The sequence below is a fragment of the Synechococcus sp. BL107 genome (genome assembly GCF_000153805.1).
Lineage (GTDB): Bacteria > Cyanobacteriota > Cyanobacteriia > PCC-6307 > Cyanobiaceae > Parasynechococcus.
Window position 1 is genome coordinate 608121 of the sequence record NZ_DS022298.1, and the last position, 16895, is coordinate 625015.

16 protein-coding genes and 1 tRNA gene are annotated in these 16895 nt (G+C 57.1%); 9 read left to right on the plus strand and 8 right to left on the minus strand.

Features of this window, described 5'->3' with window-relative positions; translation table 11 throughout:
- Positions 1-10: 10 nt before the first annotated feature.
- Positions 11-985, minus strand: a complete 975-nt coding sequence (gene hrcA / locus BL107_RS02980; protein ID WP_009788788.1) for a heat-inducible transcriptional repressor HrcA — start codon at positions 983-985, stop codon at positions 11-13.
- Positions 985-1338, minus strand: a complete 354-nt coding sequence (locus BL107_RS02985) for a rhodanese-like domain-containing protein (protein WP_009788789.1) — start codon at positions 1336-1338, stop codon at positions 985-987. The genes hrcA and BL107_RS02985 overlap by 1 nt, the downstream gene beginning before the upstream one ends.
- A 17-nt stretch (positions 1339-1355) precedes the next feature.
- Here BL107_RS02985 and BL107_RS02990 point away from each other — a divergent pair, with 17 nt between their 5' ends.
- On the plus strand, positions 1356-2972 hold the full coding sequence (locus tag BL107_RS02990) for a DUF3352 domain-containing protein (RefSeq protein ID WP_009788790.1): 1617 nt from the start codon (positions 1356-1358) through the stop codon (positions 2970-2972).
- A gap of 42 nt (positions 2973-3014) precedes the next feature.
- Here BL107_RS02990 and BL107_RS02995 read toward each other — a convergent pair whose 3' ends face one another.
- The 3 genes from BL107_RS02995 to BL107_RS03005 form a co-directional block, all read right to left on the minus strand.
- Positions 3015-3275: a hypothetical protein gene (locus tag BL107_RS02995; protein ID WP_009788791.1), complete on the minus strand. Its 261-nt coding sequence runs from the start codon at positions 3273-3275 to the stop codon at positions 3015-3017.
- Positions 3276-3355: 80 nt separating this feature from the next.
- Entirely contained in the window at positions 3356-3643 is a 288-nt protein-coding gene (locus tag BL107_RS03000; RefSeq protein WP_009788792.1) for a DUF3181 family protein, read from the minus strand.
- 30 nt (positions 3644-3673) lie between these two features.
- Positions 3674-3919, minus strand: a complete 246-nt coding sequence (locus BL107_RS03005; RefSeq protein ID WP_037988715.1) for a hypothetical protein — start codon at positions 3917-3919, stop codon at positions 3674-3676.
- Positions 3920-4007: 88 nt separating this feature from the next.
- On the opposite strand from BL107_RS03005, the gene BL107_RS03010 reads away from it, so the two are divergent.
- From BL107_RS03010 to BL107_RS03040, 7 genes are all read left to right on the plus strand, one after another.
- A tRNA-Arg gene (locus BL107_RS03010) sits at positions 4008-4081 on the plus strand.
- 98 nt (positions 4082-4179) lie between these two features.
- Positions 4180-5469, plus strand: coding sequence for a serine hydroxymethyltransferase (gene glyA, locus BL107_RS03015; RefSeq protein WP_009788794.1), 1290 nt, complete (start codon positions 4180-4182; stop codon positions 5467-5469).
- A 105-nt stretch (positions 5470-5574) separates the two neighbouring features.
- Entirely contained in the window at positions 5575-6717 is a 1143-nt protein-coding gene (locus BL107_RS03020) for a glycosyltransferase family 4 protein (RefSeq protein ID WP_009788795.1), read from the plus strand.
- Positions 6710-7969: a competence/damage-inducible protein A gene (locus tag BL107_RS03025; RefSeq protein ID WP_009788796.1), complete on the plus strand. Its 1260-nt coding sequence runs from the start codon at positions 6710-6712 to the stop codon at positions 7967-7969. Before BL107_RS03020 ends, BL107_RS03025 begins: the two co-directional genes overlap by 8 nt.
- A 26-nt stretch (positions 7970-7995) precedes the next feature.
- Positions 7996-9414 carry a 3-isopropylmalate dehydratase large subunit gene (gene leuC, locus BL107_RS03030; RefSeq protein WP_009788797.1) on the plus strand — a complete coding sequence of 473 codons (1419 nt, stop codon included), beginning with the start codon at positions 7996-7998 and terminating at the stop codon, positions 9412-9414.
- Positions 9414-10028, plus strand: coding sequence for a 3-isopropylmalate dehydratase small subunit 2 (locus BL107_RS03035; protein WP_009788798.1), 615 nt, complete (start codon positions 9414-9416; stop codon positions 10026-10028). The genes leuC and BL107_RS03035 overlap by 1 nt, the downstream gene beginning before the upstream one ends.
- 24 nt (positions 10029-10052) lie before the next feature.
- Positions 10053-10523 (plus strand): pentapeptide repeat-containing protein, encoded by a 471-nt coding sequence (locus BL107_RS03040; protein ID WP_009788799.1) that lies wholly within the window; start codon positions 10053-10055, stop codon positions 10521-10523.
- Here BL107_RS03040 and BL107_RS03045 read toward each other — a convergent pair whose 3' ends face one another.
- Entirely contained in the window at positions 10524-13379 is a 2856-nt protein-coding gene (locus tag BL107_RS03045; protein ID WP_009788800.1) for a DUF3769 domain-containing protein, read from the minus strand.
- A 172-nt stretch (positions 13380-13551) separates the two neighbouring features.
- Positions 13552-13671, minus strand: a complete 120-nt coding sequence (locus BL107_RS12135) for a photosystem II reaction center protein I (protein WP_006042333.1) — start codon at positions 13669-13671, stop codon at positions 13552-13554.
- A 71-nt stretch (positions 13672-13742) separates the two neighbouring features.
- On the opposite strand from BL107_RS12135, the gene BL107_RS03055 reads away from it, so the two are divergent.
- Positions 13743-16682, plus strand: coding sequence for a glycoside hydrolase family 38 C-terminal domain-containing protein (locus tag BL107_RS03055; protein ID WP_037987976.1), 2940 nt, complete (start codon positions 13743-13745; stop codon positions 16680-16682).
- Here the strand turns inward: BL107_RS03055 and psbN are convergent.
- Complete coding sequence (gene psbN / locus BL107_RS03060) at positions 16670-16810, minus strand: photosystem II reaction center protein PsbN (RefSeq protein WP_011360825.1); 141 nt, start codon at positions 16808-16810, stop codon at positions 16670-16672. The two genes, BL107_RS03055 and psbN, sit on opposite strands and share 13 nt — an antisense overlap.
- Positions 16811-16895 lie beyond the last annotated feature (85 nt).

Below are 16895 nucleotides of genomic sequence, written 5' to 3' on the forward strand. Positions count from 1 at the left end.
GAATTGCCCGTCAGCTGAGCAGTAGCTCCAGGTGGCGAGCGACACGCTCCACTGCGGAACATGCCGTGGCGTAAGCCATTCGCATGGGTCCAATGAGGGCCACGTGGCCAGTTCCCTCTTGTCCACATCGGTACGGAGCCTGCACCACAGAACAGGCCTCAAGCGCGGATTGGGGATGCTCTTGGCCGATGAACACCCGCGCTTCAGCACCAGGGCTGATCAGGGCCGTGGGCTCATCGTCGATGAGCTGAAGCAAGGGGCCAAGGTCTTGGGCGCTTTGGAATTCTGGTTCGGCGACCAGTCGTGATAAACCGTGCACCAAGGTTGTTGGTGCGAGCGAGATCGAGGGATGTTCGAGGGCATGACGCAGCACATCGCCACTCCGTTGGAGTTGGGTGGGCAATTTCTCCCAGTTCAGGACCCCCGCTCGCAATTGCTCTTCTGTCCAGCGTTCGATGGCATCCAGCTCATCACTCGTTGCATGGGGCAGCCGCAAATTCAGATGACTGGCGTGACCGCTGTTTTCCACCAGCATCACCAGTAACCGTTCGCCGCTTTGCACGAGACGAATCGCTTCGAGCTGAGGTTGTGTCCGCTTTGGTCGGGTGATGAGGCTCATTAAACCGGTGAAATCAGTCAGTCGGCGCGCGAGCTGCAGGAGCAGATCATCGAGGGCGGCCCAGCCAAGGCTGAGTCCCGTGAGTTCCCGTTCCAAGTGCAGGACGGTGGCTGCAGGTTCCGGGAGGAGGCAGTCCACGTAATGGCGATATCCCAGGGCGCTTGGAATCCGGCCAGAGGATGTATGGGGTTGGGTGAGCAGTCCACGTTGTTCCAAGGCACCCATCGCTGAGCGAATGGTGGCTGAGCTGGCTGGCATCGAGAAGCGTTGTACCAGCGTTCGGCTTCCCACCGGCTCCATCGTGTCGACGTAGTGATGCACCGTGGCCTGCAGCACTTGCTCTTGACGACGCGATAAAGGCTTCATCAGTAGCGGGGGACGGTGTCATCCACCTGGGTACTCCAGGCGTCGATGCCCCCCTCCAGATTCCAAACCTCTAGGCCCCAGGCTTGATCGAGGAGCCATAGACCGAAGTGATGGCTGCGCACACCGGCATGACAAAGCACCACGACGGGTTGGTTGGGTACAAGCCGCGATTGCAGTGTTTCGATCCATTCAGACGACGCACTTAAAGGCAAGTGCAGCACGTCGGTGGGAAATTTGGCCATCATCAATTCTTGGGCTTCTCGCACATCCAAAACCCGTGGTGAAGGCGCATCTCCCTGGAGCCAAAGCTGTAGGTCAGGGGCGCTGATCGGACGTGGTTGGACAAGGCTCATGGCGCCATTCTGCGGTGATGGACAAAGATGAGGTGATTCGCGATCGCAGGCCCATGCAGGCCCGCTCCTTTCTTACCGCGGTTAGTGCCGCCCTGTTGTCGCTAGTGCTGCTAGCTACGGGTCTGATTTGGACCATGGATCGGCGTAGCCCGCTTCATCTGGCGGAGCAGCCGTTGCAATTGCCGCGATCGGCCCGCTTTGTGCCCCGTGATGCTTCTGTGTCGTTGCATTGGCTGGCAGATCCCTCACGCTTGCCCGCCTATGCCCAGGCTGTGGCGCCCGCTTCAGAACGTCGTGCGGCCCGAGATGGAGCCCGTGCCTGGCGCAATGGTGCGTTTGCCTTGGCTGGCCTTGAGTTTGATGCAGAACTCGCACCTTGGATTGGCTCGGAAATCAGCCTGACCTTGCTTGACGGCGCGTCTGACCCTGGATGGGTTCTGGCCCTGACCAGTCGTGATAGCGACGGTGCCCGCCGTTTCTTGCAGCGCTTCTGGCAAACCCGAAGTTTGGCTGGCACTGATTTGCAGATCAGTAGCTACCGCGGGATTGGTGTGATTAGCGGTCGTGGTGCCTTGATCGGTCGCGATCCCCAGCCTCTCGCGACCGCCCTGATCGATGACGATCTCCTGTTGCTGGCTTCAGGCCGCGGCGTGCTCGAGCAATCCCTCGATGTGTCCCAGTTGAAGGACCAACATCAGTTGGGGGATCAACGGCTGCAGCAGACCGTGGCTGATCTCGGTGATGGGGTGGCGGTTTTAACGGCGTCTCCTGCTGCGATGCAGCGATGGTTGCAGCTCCCTGTGGAGCTCACCGAGCGTTCCGACTTGGCGGGGTTGGTGGCATCACTGCGTCCGGATGGGGCCACGTTGGCTGCAGATGCTGTTCTTGCATTCCGCGACAAGCTGTCCCCAGAGCGATGGCCACCCCTCAAAGATTTGTCCGACACGGCCGGTGGTCGGGCTCTCTGGCTGGCTCAGCTCCAGAACCCATCCAGGCTGCTGGATTCTGATGACCAGCACCCTTTGGCGCAGTGGCTGGGCCCGATTCTGCGTTCCCAGTTAAAGGATCAAGCGGCTGCCGCAACGCTGGTGGAGCTTGATGAGGGCCCTTTGCTTTGGCAACACCAGGCCGATGGTTGGCTTCTGACGACATCCCGTGAGCAGCCGCAGCAGGCTGTGGTGGATGCTCAGCTTCAGGAGCAAGGCCTATCGCGATCAGAGTTGGATGGTGATGGCGAAAAGCTCTCGGTTTGGACGCGCCTTGTGCGGCAGCGTGGTCGCACGGCTGGCCTTGAGGCCCAGTTGGCCGTAGCTCAAGCTCATGCTGCCTCAGTGGATTGGTGGGGGGAGACCCTCACTGGGTTGAAGCATCGTCAGGACACCCGCGGGTTGCAGCCGCGCCTTAGGCAGTGGCAGGCCATCAGCACCGACGCTCGCCCGTCCCATGCGCTTGTGCTCGGAGCTGAGCCATCCCAGAATTTGCTGGCTGCGTGGCAACCCTGGGCCTTCGTTCAGGCCCTCGCGGGCCAATCTTTGAAAGGTCAGGTCCAAGGTCTCAGCCTTGTGGTGGATGTTGATCAACAGGATGACGTGGGCACCACGCTCCCCCTGCATGCGCGGCTCGACCTTGGCTGAACTGGTGCTGGTTGAACGGGTGTTCTGGACCCCTGCGTTCGATTAATCGTCGTGATGCACTTCTTTGGTTGCTCTTACTTGAATCGGAAGTTCCAGCAGACCAGTGCCGATGGTTTGGGCATTGGCCACTGAAGAGATTTTGGCTTCGATTCCGAACTCTTTGAAGGCAGTTTCCATTTCCTGCATCAAGGCCTCTTCCACTTGCTTTTCCGGATCGACCACTTTCCCAATCAGTCGTGCCCCGAGTTTTCCAATGCGTTGTTGCACGACTTGACGTGCGTTGGTGACCTCGATTAGCAGCACGGAGGAACCCTGTCGTCATGCGACTTTATGGGATCTATCGACCACAGGTCTTGATCCATCCTCCCGAACTGCTTTTTCGGTTAGCAGTAAGGCTGCAGGAGGTCCTCAAGGTCTCTCAGTTGGGCTGGCGGCATTAACCGAGCCAGCGGTAGCTGACTGGCACCGCCGGCTACAGGAACCTTCACCGCTTCGATGGCTTGCCGTGCTGCGACAGCGGCCCCTTGATTGATCAGGGCGCTGCATTCAACGGCAAGAGCCTCAGCGATACCGGCATCACCGAGGTAGAGATGCCAGCCATTGATCTGCAGGTACAGGCGATCAGCCACAGCTGCTTGCAGATCTTTCAAGTCGGATGCGGAGAGAGACATGTCGCAGCTCAGAGCTGTCTCATGGTGGCTCTAATCGGACTCCCTTGGGCGACGAGCGATCACGCTGACCAACTGAATGGCCAGAGCGCTAGCCCATACCCCTGTGATCCAACTGAGTGAGGGTTCCGGAAAAGGATGTTTCATTTCTTGGAAAAACCAGGCACCGCTGTTGATTGCAGCGAAGACGCCAGCGTGCAAACAAAAGTTGACGATGCGTTCAAAGTGCCGATAAGTCGGGTCTTCAGGGTTGGCAGGGCCATACCAGCGGATCGGCATCGCAATAAAACGGTCGTGCTGTGATCCTGGCTCGGCTGCGGCCCAGTTGACGATCGGCACCTTGATGGAGTCTCATGGATTCACGCAAGCGCTTGTAGCTCAGCGGATTAGAGCATCTGACTACGGATCAGAGGGTCGGGAGTTCGAATCTCTCCAGGCGCGCTTGAAAACTGCCGATTAGGCAGTTTTTTTTTTGTTTTTGCCCATCCCGATCCAAGAACCGTTTCTTACGATTGGTATACCGGTTACGTCCTTTCCCCATGAGCCAGGTCTCCGAACGGGCCATTAATGCAGGTCTGGCTTCGGCTGACCCCGAGATTTCCCGTCTGATTGACCAGGAGCGTCATCGTCAGGAAACGCATCTTGAGCTCATTGCCAGCGAGAATTTTGCGTCGCAAGCCGTGATGCAAGCGCAGGGTTCTGTGCTTACGAACAAATATGCCGAGGGCCTCCCCGCCAAGCGTTATTACGGCGGATGCGAGCACGTTGATGCGATCGAAACCTTGGCGATCGAACGCGCTAAGCAGTTATTCGATGCTGCATGGGCCAACGTCCAGCCCCACAGTGGTGCGCAGGCCAACTTCGCGGTGTTTCTGGCGTTGTTGAAGCCTGGCGACACGATCATGGGTCTTGATCTCTCCCATGGCGGTCACCTCACCCATGGATCGCCCGTCAACGTGAGCGGTAAATGGTTCAACGTTGTTCAGTACGGCGTTGACCCAACAACCCAGCGCCTCGATATGGAGGCGATCCGAAAGCTTGCTATCGAGCACAAACCAAAACTGATTGTTTGTGGCTACTCGGCTTATCCGCGCACGATCGATTTTGCGGCGTTCCGCTCCATCGCTGATGAAGTTGGAGCCTTTTTGCTGGCCGATATGGCACATATCGCCGGTCTGGTGGCGGCTGGTGTCCATCCCAGTCCAGTTCCCCACTGCGATGTTGTTACCACCACGACCCACAAAACCTTGCGCGGGCCTCGGGGCGGTTTGATCCTTTGTCGGGATGCAGAGTTTGCCAAGAAGTTCGACAAAGCTGTCTTTCCAGGCACGCAAGGCGGCCCTTTGGAACATGTAATCGCGGCCAAGGCTGTTGCTTTTGGAGAAGCGCTTCAACCGTCGTTCAAAACTTACAGCCAGCATGTGGTGGCCAATGCCGGAGCCTTGGCAGAGCAGTTGATTTCACGGGGAATTGACGTGGTGAGTGGTGGAACCGACAACCACATTGTGTTGCTCGATTTACGCTCGATTGGGATGACGGGCAAGGTGGCTGACCTGCTTGTGAGTGATGTGCACATCACGGCCAACAAGAACACCGTGCCCTTCGATCCGGAATCTCCGTTTGTGACGAGTGGACTTCGTCTAGGTACCGCTGCACTCACCACACGCGGTTTTGATCTTGCCGCGTTTAAGGAGGTGGCGGATGTGATTGCCGACCGCTTGCATCACCCTGAGGACGATGCGATGCGTCAGCGCTGTCTTGAGCGCGTGTCCACTCTTTGCACCCGCTTCCCTCTTTACGCCGACTGCAAGCAGCCTGCGCTTGTGTGACGGATGTTGCTGTGACGTCATCAAATCGCGATGGTGTCCCCAGTTGAAGCTCCCTAAGATTTGGGCAGCGTTAACTCGGCGAGCCGTTTCATTTCAGGAGCCTCAGTGAACCTCCCAGCCAGCCCGATTGTGGTTGCCACGGTGAGTTTCCTGGTGGCAGCTGGTTTCACCATCGGGTTTGTTCCCCTGGTGAGACGTCTCGGTCTTCGCTTTGGTTTCACCGACCAGCCTGATGCTCGCAAGCAACACAGCACCCCGATCGTGCGTGTTGGTGGCATCGCGATGGTCAGCGGATTTGTCTTGTCGTTGTCGGCCATTTGGCTTCTGGGAGGCTTTGGCCTCGTGGCTCCCGAACGGGATCAGCTGATTTGGAGCACCCTCGCTGGTTCGCTCTGTTTTTTCCTGATCGGCTTGGCCGACGATCTGTATGCCCTATCACCATGGCCCCGATTGGCCGGTCAAATCCTTGTGGCCTCAGCAATCTGGAGCCAGGGGGTTCGCATTGGTGCCATTGATTTGCCCTGGATTAGCTCCACCGGCTCAGCGATCCATCTCTCCGATGGCCTCAGTTTGTTGGCCACGGTGATTTGGTTGGTGGGCATCACCAATGCCATTAATTGGCTTGATGGTTTGGATGGTCTTGCCGCAGGTGTTGCCGGGATTGCGGCCATCGGTTTGGTGTCCGTCAGCTTTTCGTTGCATCAAGTTGCGGCAGGTTTCCTAGCGGCGGCATTGGCTGGGTGTTGTTTGGGCTTTTTGCGACATAACTCCAATCCGGCCAGAATTTTTATGGGGGATGGCGGTTCTTATTTCCTTGGCTTCACCCTTGCCTCTATCAGCATTGTTGGCCCGGCGAAGGGCCTCACCACGGTGAGCTTGTTGTTGCCATTGCTGATCCTCTCCTTGCCGTTAGCGGATATGTCGGCAGTGATCATGGGTCGGTTGCGGGAAGGCAGATCCCCGTTTTATCCAGATCGCCGTCATCTTCATCACCGCTTGCTCAGGGCGGGTTTCAGTCACCGACGAACTGTCCTGCTGATTTACGTGTTTACCCAGTGGTTGGCATCCATCGCTTTAGTGATGGTGGATGCGGAAATGCGTTTTCTCTGGTTGGCTTTAGCGACGGCGATTCTTGTCGCGACGGTGGTCGTGAGTCGCCGTCAACTGCAAGCTGAAAAGGCTTTGCGAGAGGCCACTCCGCCGGGCATTGCTGGTGGATCAACCCCGCCCGGTAATCCCCATGGCTAAGACCGGCGTCGAAATTTTGTGTGTGGGCACGGAGTTGCTGTTGGGTGACATCCTCAATGGCAATGCTCGTTGGTTGGCACAGAGGCTGGCGGATCTAGGCCTTCCGCATTTTCGCCAGACCGTTGTGGGCGACAACACCGAGCGGCTGATCTCCGCTGTGCATGAGGCCGCTGGGCGGTGCCGGATTCTGATCACAACTGGAGGGTTAGGGCCGACTCCTGATGACCTCACCACCGCGGCTTTGGCCGCGGCGTTTGACACCCCCCTTGAAGAGCGTCCAGAACTCTGGCAAGAGATTCAGTCCAAGTTGTCTGCGGGTGGTCGTCCCGTGGCTGCCAGTAATCGATCACAGGCGTTCTTGCCAGTTGGTGCAAAGGTTTTACCTAACTCGCTGGGCTCTGCTCCGGGGATGATTTGGTCCCCTTGTCCCGACTTCACAATCCTCACTTTTCCGGGAGTCCCCTCGGAGATGAGGAGCATGTGGGAGGAGACAGCGGAACCGTGGTTCCGTCAGAACGGTGGCGCCTCCTCTGCGTTTGTGAGTCGAAGGCTTCATTTCACCGGAATTGGAGAGTCTGATTTGGCAGAGCAGGTGGGTGATCTATTCAAATCTGCAAACCCCACCGTGGCTCCCTATGCCGCATTGGGTGATGTGACATTGCGGTTGACCGCCTCCGGATCCACGCCTGGCCAAGCAGAGGCTTTGCTGCATCCCATGGAGGAGCAGTTGTTGCAACGGACAGGACGGTTCTGCTACGGACGGGATAACGACACTCTGGCGTCGGTCGTGTTGCGATTGCTTGGGGAGGCAGGCCAAACCTTGGCTGTTGCTGAATCCTGTACGGGGGGTTCCCTTGGTGCTGCCCTTACGGCGGTGCCAGGCTCATCGGCCGTGTTTGCGGGTGGCGTGATTGCTTACAGCAATGCTGTGAAACAACGGCTTTTGGACGTGCCAGCGGCCTTGCTCGATCAGCATGGTGCTGTCTCGGAGCCAGTGGTGAAAGCGATGGCAGAGGGTCTTCGCACTCGGTTTCATGGCGACTGGGGCATCGCGATTAGTGGTGTGGCGGGCCCAGGGGGAGGAACCGTTGAGAAGCCCGTTGGCATGGTTTGTTTGGCCTTGGCGGGGCCAGAGGGCTGCGACACGTGGGTGCAGCGATTTGGCGCGCGTCGGGGTCGATCGGCGGTGCAACAGCTCAGCGTGATTCGTGCCCTCGACCGTCTGCGTCTGCGCCTGCTGGCCCAGTCGTAAGGTCGTCAGTCATTGCAGCAGCACTGTTGAGTTCCGGCACCCTCTACGACAAGGTGTGGGACCTTCATCGGGTGGCAGACCTGCCCGGAGGGTCCACACAATTGTTCGTGGGTCTCCATTTGATTCACGAAGTGACCAGTCCCCAGGCGTTCTCGGGCCTGCGTGACAAGGGGCTCAAAGTCGCTTGCCCTGAAAGAACTGTGGCAACGGTGGACCACATTGTTCCCACGACCTCTCAAGCGCGTCCGTTTGCCGATCCCTTGGCAGAGGAAATGCTCAGCACCTTGGAACGCAATTGCGCTGAGAGCGGGATCGTTCTGAACGGCATCGGGAGTGGTCGACAGGGCATCGTTCACGTGATTGCTCCTGAGCTCGGTTTGAGCCAGCCGGGAATGACCGTTGCTTGTGGCGATTCCCATACGTCCACCCACGGGGCCTTTGGAGCGATCGCCTTCGGGATCGGAACGAGTCAGGTAAGGGATGTTCTAGCCAGCCAGAGCCTGGCCATGAACAAACTCAAGGTGCGACGAATATTGGTGAATGGACAGCTTTCCGCTGGGGTTTTTGCGAAGGATTTGGTTCTGCATGTGATCCGCACCTTGGGCGTCAAAGGTGGAGTTGGTTATGCCTATGAGTTCGCGGGTTCGGCCATCGAAGCGTTGTCGATGGAAGAGAGAATGACGCTCTGCAACATGGCGATCGAAGGTGGAGCGCGTTGTGGATATGTCAATCCAGATCAGACCACTTTTGATTACCTCGAGGGACGCCCCCATGCCCCAAGCGGTGCGGCTTGGGCTGCGGCGGTGGAGTGGTGGCGATCTCTTGCAACAGATGCCGCTGCTGAGGTGGACGATGAGGTTGTCTTCGATGCAACGGTGATTGCACCAACGGTGACTTGGGGCATTACGCCGGGTCAGGGCTTGGGGATTGATGAGTGCGTCCCAACGCTGTCGATGCTTGATCCCGGTGAGCGTCCGATCGCGCAGGAGGCTTATCGCTACATGGATCTTCAGCCCGGCACTCCCATCGCTGGTGTTCCCATTGATGTGTGTTTCATCGGTAGTTGCACCAACGGTCGGTTAAGTGACCTTCGGACCGCTGCAGCCGTCGCCCGTGGCCGTCAGGTGGCCAAAGGGGTCAAGGCTTTCGTCGTGCCTGGTTCCGAACAGGTGGCTCGTGCGGCTGAGGCTGAAGGCCTGGATCAGGTGTTTTCTGCCGCTGGTTTCGAATGGCGGGAACCAGGCTGTTCCATGTGTCTGGCCATGAATCCAGACCGGTTGGAGGGGCGCCAGATCAGCGCCAGCTCTAGCAATCGAAATTTCAAGGGCAGGCAGGGATCAGCAAGTGGCAGGACCCTGTTGATGAGTCCGGCGATGGTCGTTGCAGCGGCTATTCATGGCCGGGTGACTGATGTCCGCACCCTTGCTCTTCACCCAGCCTCTTGATGTCTACTTTTCCAAATGGTGCTGTTCAGAATGTTTCTGGCACGGCTCTCATCATCCAAGGAGAGGATATTGATACCGATCGAATCATCCCGGCTCGGTTTCTGAAATGCGTCAGTTTTGATGCCCTCGGTGATCAGGTTTTTGCTGATGATCGTCTTGAGTTGGCTGGCGAGCATCCCTTTGATCAAGGACGTTTTAAAGGCGCTTCAATCTTGATTGTGAATGGTAATTTTGGCTGTGGATCAAGCCGGGAACATGCACCTCAGGCATTGATGCGGTGGGGTATTCGTGCCGTTGTTGGTGTCAGTTTTGCGGAGATCTTCTTTGGCAATTGCCTAGCTTTAGGAATTCCCTGTGCATCCGCATCGCCCGATCAAATTCTGGCGATTCAGGCTTTGGTGAATGATGATGCGACGCTGCATTGGACGCTTGATCTTGATCAGATGGCGCTTGCTTCGGATCAAGATCGCTGGGACGTGACCATGGATCCTGGCCCAAGGGACATGCTGCGGAGTGGGCGATGGGATGCAACATCGCAGTTGCTCGACAACAGCTCCAAGGTGAAAACGTTGATGGATGGGATGCCTTACCTCAATCATTTCGTAAGGCGCTAATGGCAATCTGGGTCTCTTTCGTCTATGAATGAGACAAGTGTTTTTGGTGGAGCTGTGAACGGTGTTCTTCGGAATGTTCAGTTGTGTGTGGTTGCCCTGGTTGCGGCTGCCCCTGCTATCTCGTCTCCATTGCCTCTAGAGGTGCAGCCCTACAAGGGGTTTGATCGCAATTGTCCGCGCTGTGATCTTCGATCCCAAAGCCTGAGGGATGCCCATCTCATCGGTGCTGATCTGCGGCAGGCAGACCTGCGGGATGCTGATTTGCGCGGCGCCAATCTGGAAGGTGCTGATCTCAGTGGCGCTCGGCTGTCCGGCGCTGATTTGCGCGGTGCCAACCTCACGAATGCCGAACTCTCAGGTGTTGACCTAAGGCAGGCAGACCTACGTCACGCTGTGGTCATCAATGCATTTGCGCCGAATGTGCAGGTCGAAGGTATACGTTTTGCAGGGGCTAACTTAACAGGAAGCCATTTGATCATTGGTGGTGGAGATTAATTAGTAGGGTTGATTCTTGCTGTTGTGATTGAGCCAATCTGTTGGGGCGTATGGCACGAATGGAACACCTGTTCCTTTAAAATCGAAATCATTTAATCGGAATCGTACGCCTCCAATTCCCTCGTAGGGATTGAAGTACAAACCAATGTCATAACTACGACGCTGCCAGCGCAATTCGAAATTGGAGTCGATCACCTCTCCGTAATAGGCCGAGCCTGGGTCAACGTTCAAATTGACTCCAGTGCTAAACATCAGCGGACCAATAATCTGCTGCGTAATTCCTACTCCAAGGGTGCCAAAGTCCACAATCCTGTCGAACTCAAATGGACTTGCACCGTTCTTAAGAGTGCCCCCTCCGATCACAGAGATCTGGGTGAAATCCAGGAATGGCTTACTGAACGTGCCCAAGGTGATCGTCGGACCACCACTAAAGCTGAGGCTTGATTGCTGTGCGCCTTCGCTGTACATCGCAATCGTGCTGTTGATGTTGGTGGCCAAACTGATCCCAGGAACGATGGCAACGGGCGAATATCGATAGGCCTGCGTTGGAGTTAGTTCGGCGCTCTTCCCTTTCCAGAGGGGGAAGTTGCTGGTGAGTGATGCAAACAAACTTCCACGTCCACTACGCAACATCTGTGGTTTTCTGAACCGATCTGCGTAGTAATCACCAACTGCTCCTCGAACTAAATAGCGATGAGTGATGTCTCCTTGCGACCATTCACCACTCTTTTCCCCATAAATGCCATAGGCAGCTTGGATGTCGGTTTCACCAAGCGAACCATTCCAGGTGCGATAGCGATAAGCACCGAATAATTTTGTTTTAACCTCCCCAAGAAATCCCAGATCAACGTTGCGACCGAAGTCGACCCAGTAACGGCTGTTATCAAGGAACTCATCGCCATCAAAGGAGCTGATATCGGCTTCGGAGTTGAGTCGATAGCCGCCAACTCGACTCGTCAATTTGGCTTCAAGGCCAAAAACGTCTCCCAAATTTTCGCCGCCATCACTGGCAGCCCGTTGCACAAGCACTTGGGGTTCGAGTGACAATTCCGTGCTGTTGCCAATGGTGATTGGTGGAATGGTTCGTCCGATAAAGAGGCCACCGCGATCGTCGTTGTCAATACCGATCACCCAGCGGTTTTCCACTTCTTCTTCTTTCGCGATCAGTTGGCGTCGGGTGACTGGAATGGGCAGTCGTTCATCAATGATCAACCGATTTCGACGTGCTGAGATCAGAAGGTCGCCGTTTGGTTGTTCCCTTGCAATCACGCCCTCGGCATCGATCCGAGATTGTGATGGCGTGAAGGGGTCGTTGCTAAATCCCATCCGCTCCGATTGCCAGCCTTTGGCGGTAATGCGGATGCGATTCGCCTGGATTCGCCAGCGACTGATGGTTCCATTCAGGAGTTTGGCGCTGCCGAGGCGTTTTAGCTGCGGCACCTTCACAACGCCGAAGCGATTTTCATCTTGAACAGATGAGTTCAGGCGACGGACTGGAACGCCGCTGCGGCGTTCGATGGAAAAACTACCGGTCAGGCCGATGTCGGAGACACGCTGATCGATGGTTTGAATGGCTGCCGTTCGCAAGGCCTGCTGCTCGGCTGGAGTGATCTCGGCTGGCTTTGTGCTGTTTTGCAGTGGCACATGTTGTTGCGGTTGGCCGCCATCTCCAAGCGCAATTGATTCCAGGCGTTCGGACAACGAACTGGGATTGATGCGCTGATCCCGATCAGGATCTGGACAGCCGTCTGGCGGCGGCATGACCGCCACGTCGTAACTGGGAAGGTCGCGACCCCAGCGGTATCGCAAGCCCAATAGGTAGGCGTTGCTTCCTTCCGTGACGCCGTTGTAAGTGCCGAATGCGCCTGAGCGGTGATGAATCCGTCCGACCAGTGAAAGGTCTTGAGAAACGGCCGCTTCGAGCTCAAAGCCCAGGTAGTTCAGAAGTTGTGAGTAGTTCTTTCTGAATGTTTTTTCATAAAGGCTTTGATCGGTGTTGTAGCTAACGCCCTCCATCAGGCTGAAGCTCAGCCAGGGCTGAACCCACAGACGAGCACCGATACCAAGCACGCCTTCCCCGAAGCTTTGGGCGGGTAAGTCGGCGTAAGGAGTGTCTTGGTTGTATTCCCCACCACGCTGTTGTTTTGCCACATGGCTGAATAAATCAGCCTCGAGTTCCAAGGCAACGGGGCCAGCTCGTGCAATGCGTTTCTGCAAACCAACGCCCATCACGGCTTCGGGGCGCATCCTGCCGTTGAACAGAAATGTGTCACCAAAGGCGGCGTCAATCATCTGCCCTCCCCAGGCGGTGACGGCCCAGGGCTGCGGGTGCCAATCCGGTACGGGGGGCAAGAACGGAGTGCAGGCCATGCTGCTGTCGTCTTCCACACTGCTGTGGGGCTCACGTTCGGCCACTTGGCTGCTTGGTTCTATTAAGGATGAACCGACTGTTGGCTTTGTTGTAAGAGCTGGCAGCGTTGAGGACGTGCCCTCCAGGTCGAGCACGCCATAGACATCATCGAGTTCACCTTCGTTTTGAACGAGGTTGTAACGCAGAACAGAGGCTTGGAAATACTGGTTCCCGCGGCGCAATCGAACGGAGCCACGTGCAAAAAGTGTGCGAAACGCAGTGTCGAATTCAATGCGATCGGCTTGGATTTGGGCCTCACCCAACCGCGCTGTCACATTGCCTTCCGCAATGGTGATTTTGCGTTTGCTGTCGTAAAACTGACGGTCGGCCTTTAGCTCGAGCTGCTCAGGGACAACGGCCGTTTCAACGTTGGCAGAAGCCACACCATCTGAGGAAATGTCTGCATCGCTGGCAGGCAATTTCACACGGAAATCCTCCGCTGCCACAGGGCTCGACAATCCTGTCGAAAGTACCCCTGATGCCAGCAGTCCCGTGAGGGCAATAGCGAGGCGGGACGCCGCCAAAGAATCACTGCATCGGCCCGTGAGTGTGACAGCTCAGGGCCAAAGAATGGTTGCCGATCAGACCAGTGCTTGGCGCGGTCTGATCGGGATCGTTCTAATCCTCGAGGTCTTTGCGACTTGGCGTGCGGCTTGGGTCACTAGCCAGGAAGCCAAAGACGAAGATGCCGAGAAAAAAGAAGACGACCGAGTAAACGGAGATCTTGAGGGCGAGCATGGAGACCGACCGGCGTCTGACACAGCGATCATCCTATGGGGAATGACAGGGTCTCAACCGGGAAGTACCCCATGTCGGTAGGTCGATCGGAGTGGATTGAAACGTTTCGCAGTCGTGCACATCGCGACTTGCGTCGTGATTGGCGCCGTTCAGGCGCGCAGGAATCGAGGCCATTTATTGAGGAGGCGTGGGGGAAGAAGCACCGGCCTGACTGGTTTTCTCGGGGTTTGCTGATCTGGCCTCGCGGCCGTCAATGGGTGCGTTTGGAGCAACAGTTGGCCTGGCCAAGCGCCTGGAGTCAGGTGCAAGCCAGTCATGCCCGTTTGGGGATGAGTTGGTGGGCTGAGCAGATGCGCTTTTGGGTCGACGGTGTCCTGATCCATGAAGGAGACCTTTTCGATACGGCTTGCCGCTGGCGTGTGCCGGAGTCGTGTCGATTGGGGGCCACTCTTCATCTTCAGCTCGAACTGTGCAGCCCCCTCCATGACGACGGGGCCTTGATCAGCACTGATTTGGACCTTGAACCAGATACGCCAAATCTGGATACGGATCTCAGCTTGGTTCCTCAATCCCTGATGTTGCACTTGGCCGCAGGAGGGGATTTACCGATGCAATGGAATGGGCTGGAGCCCAGCGGGTCAGTGGCTTTACAGGCTGTGGTTCAACAGCTCAAAGCTGCAGAGCCCACCCCGGGCGAAATCCTCTGGATCTCCCATGCGCATCTCGATTTGGCTTGGCTTTGGCCTGTGGCCGATACGTGGCAGGCGGCAGAACGAACATTTCGCTCGGTCCTCGATTTGATGAGGCGTTGGCCTGAACTTCGTTTTGCCCATTCCACACCGGCTTTGTATGCCTGGATGCAGCACCATCGTCCTGCGCTCTTTGCTGAGATCCAAGCGGCCAGTCAGGCGGGGCGATGGGAGCCGATTAACGGTCCATGGGTCGAGACCGATTGCGTGCTGGTGAGTACCGCATCGCTGTGGCAGCAATTTTCACTTGGTCAGCAGTACAGCTACGACACCTTTCCGGATTGGACGCATCACCTCGCTTGGTTGCCCGACAGCTTTGGATTTGGGGCAGGTTTACCGGCCGTGGCTGCGGCGACTGGGGTGCGCTGGTTTTGTACGCACAAGTTGGCTTGGAATGCTGTTAACCCTTTCCCGCATCGGTTGTTTCGCTGGCGTAGCCGTGGAAACTATGAGGTGAACAGCCTGATGCTCCCCCCGATTGGTCGGCGGGGTGATCCGGTGGACATGCTCCAAGAGCAGCGCAGTTGGCAGGATCAAACCGGTCGGGATTCAGCGCTCTGGATCCCAGGCGTTGGCGACCACGGTGGTGGTCCTACGGAAGAAATGCTGGAACAAATGCAGCTCTGGAATTCAAATTCTGCGGCTGTATCCATGCGAAGTGGCACGGTTCGCCAGTTCTTGGCGGATCTTGAACCGGCGTCTGAGCATTGGCCGGTTTGGCGCGATGAGCTCTATCTAGAGCTTCACCGTGGCTGTGCAACAAGTCGTCCTGATCAAAAGCGACATAACAAAACTCTGGAGAGGTTGCTGCGTGAGGCGGATAGTGCGTCTGCCTTGCTCGCCCTCAGCGGCCAAGCGTCGCCGGGTAGCGATTGGCGACCACTGTTGTTTCAACAATTTCACGACATCCTCCCCGGCACATCAATTCCAGAGGTCTTTGATCAGGCCGAGACGCTCTGGCGCGATGCCCGTCGGAAGGCCAAACAACAGCGCGATCTGAGCGTTGTAAGACTGCTTCAGGTCCGCAACGAGGCGTTGTCGGGGCAGCACTGGTCCTGGTGCGCGCTTCAACCCTTGTCAGCTTGGTCGCCCTTGCTTCGCCTCCCGAAGGGTTGTTGGAGTGTGGAAGGCCAGCGCCTTCCTCAGCAGACGTCGTCCGTGGGAGGCACGTGGGTGCAATTGCCGCTTCAGCGCGGCATCAGTTCTGTGTCACTTGAGCAACAGCCTTCTGAGCCCGTTGCCCCCCCATTGCCCATCGGCCCTGTCGTGATTCAGGAGTTGGGTGACGATGTCTGGCGGATGGGCAATGGCCTGATTGAGCTGGATTTCTCATCTGAGGGCATCCTTCAAGTCCGAGATGCGCAAGGTTGTGATCAACTCTCCGCACCACTGCGGTTGGAGCGGTATCAGGATCGGGGTGAGTTTTGGGATGCCTGGGATCTAGCCGCCGATTACGGCGAGCATTCCTTAGGCGTGGATGTGCTGGATGGGTTCCAGTGGATTGAGCAAGGCCCATTGGTGGCCCATGCGGTGCTCAGACGACGGTTTGGCTCCAGTGCTTTGCGGATGGATTTGCGATTGATGGCGAATCGGCCTTGGTTGGAGTTGATTTGCAGTATTAACTGGTCTCAACGCCACGAACTGTTGCGGTTGACCATGCCATTGGCTCGGTCGGCTGTGCGCGTGGCGGCTGATACCAGTGGCGGCGTGATTGAGCGCCCGGCATCACCCGTCACTGCAAGGGAAATGGCCCGTTGGGAATTGCCCGTGATCTCATGGGCGGCATCCCAGGCCGCTGCCCCCGGCGGTGGTCTTGCGGTTTTGCTCGATGGACCCCAAGGCGTCGATTGGGACGCGGATCGTCTGGGTGTTTCGTTGTTGCGAGGACCAACCTGGCCTGACCCGAGCGCGGATCGCGGTTGGCATCGTCAGCGCATGGCATTGATGCCGATCGCCGGCTCCTGGAGCGCGTCGGGCGTCACCCAGGCTGCGATCGCATTTCGGGAGCCGGGATGGTGGGGACCCCAACCAGCACGAGCAAAACAATGGTTTCCTGCCTTGCCCGTCAGCCTCACTCCCATTTCTCTTCAGAAGAATCGGGATGGGGTCACTTGTCGTGTCCTCAACGCAGGCCCTGCCCGTTGCCTTTGGCGACCAGGACACAATTGGCTGGTTCGGCGTGGGACGCACGACCCATTCGTTGATCAAATGATGCTTGCACCCGGAGAACTGGCGGAATTACAGCTGCGTCAGTCTTCATGATCGTCAAACGGATCATCCAATTCTTTGGACGGTGGCCCGAAGGCTTGGTAGACGCCAAAGCCGGTGAGTCCAAGCACAACAGCCATGACGCCGAGGGCAACAGATAGGGCAGGGGACGACGTTTCCATCACAATCTTTCGGCAGGACCAGCCCCTAACCGGAGCTGGCCCCTACAGTATCGGCACTTCCTTTAACCCGAGACCCAAGCGTCGC

Bases quoted from the DNA above. Each gene is read 5' to 3' on its own strand.
- BL107_RS03000 (WP_009788792.1), bottom strand. From the start codon at position 3,643: ATGTCTCTCTCCGCATCCGACTTGAAAGATCTGCAAGCAGCTGTGGCT.
- glyA (WP_009788794.1), top strand. From the start codon at position 4,180: ATGAGCCAGGTCTCCGAACGGGCCATTAATGCAGGTCTGGCTTCGGCT.
- BL107_RS03005 (WP_037988715.1), bottom strand. From the start codon at position 3,919: ATGCCGATCCGCTGGTATGGCCCTGCCAACCCTGAAGACCCGACTTAT.
- BL107_RS02990 (WP_009788790.1), top strand. From the start codon at position 1,356: ATGGACAAAGATGAGGTGATTCGCGATCGCAGGCCCATGCAGGCCCGC.
- BL107_RS03040 (WP_009788799.1), top strand. From the start codon at position 10,053: ATGAATGAGACAAGTGTTTTTGGTGGAGCTGTGAACGGTGTTCTTCGG.
- BL107_RS03055 (WP_037987976.1), top strand. From the start codon at position 13,743: ATGTCGGTAGGTCGATCGGAGTGGATTGAAACGTTTCGCAGTCGTGCA.
- BL107_RS02985 (WP_009788789.1), bottom strand. From the start codon at position 1,338: ATGAGCCTTGTCCAACCACGTCCGATCAGCGCCCCTGACCTACAGCTT.
- hrcA (WP_009788788.1), bottom strand. From the start codon at position 985: ATGAAGCCTTTATCGCGTCGTCAAGAGCAAGTGCTGCAGGCCACGGTG.
- BL107_RS03025 (WP_009788796.1), top strand. From the start codon at position 6,710: ATGGCTAAGACCGGCGTCGAAATTTTGTGTGTGGGCACGGAGTTGCTG.
- BL107_RS03035 (WP_009788798.1), top strand. From the start codon at position 9,414: ATGTCTACTTTTCCAAATGGTGCTGTTCAGAATGTTTCTGGCACGGCT.
- psbN (WP_011360825.1), bottom strand. From the start codon at position 16,810: ATGGAAACGTCGTCCCCTGCCCTATCTGTTGCCCTCGGCGTCATGGCT.
- BL107_RS12135 (WP_006042333.1), bottom strand. From the start codon at position 13,671: ATGCTCGCCCTCAAGATCTCCGTTTACTCGGTCGTCTTCTTTTTTCTC.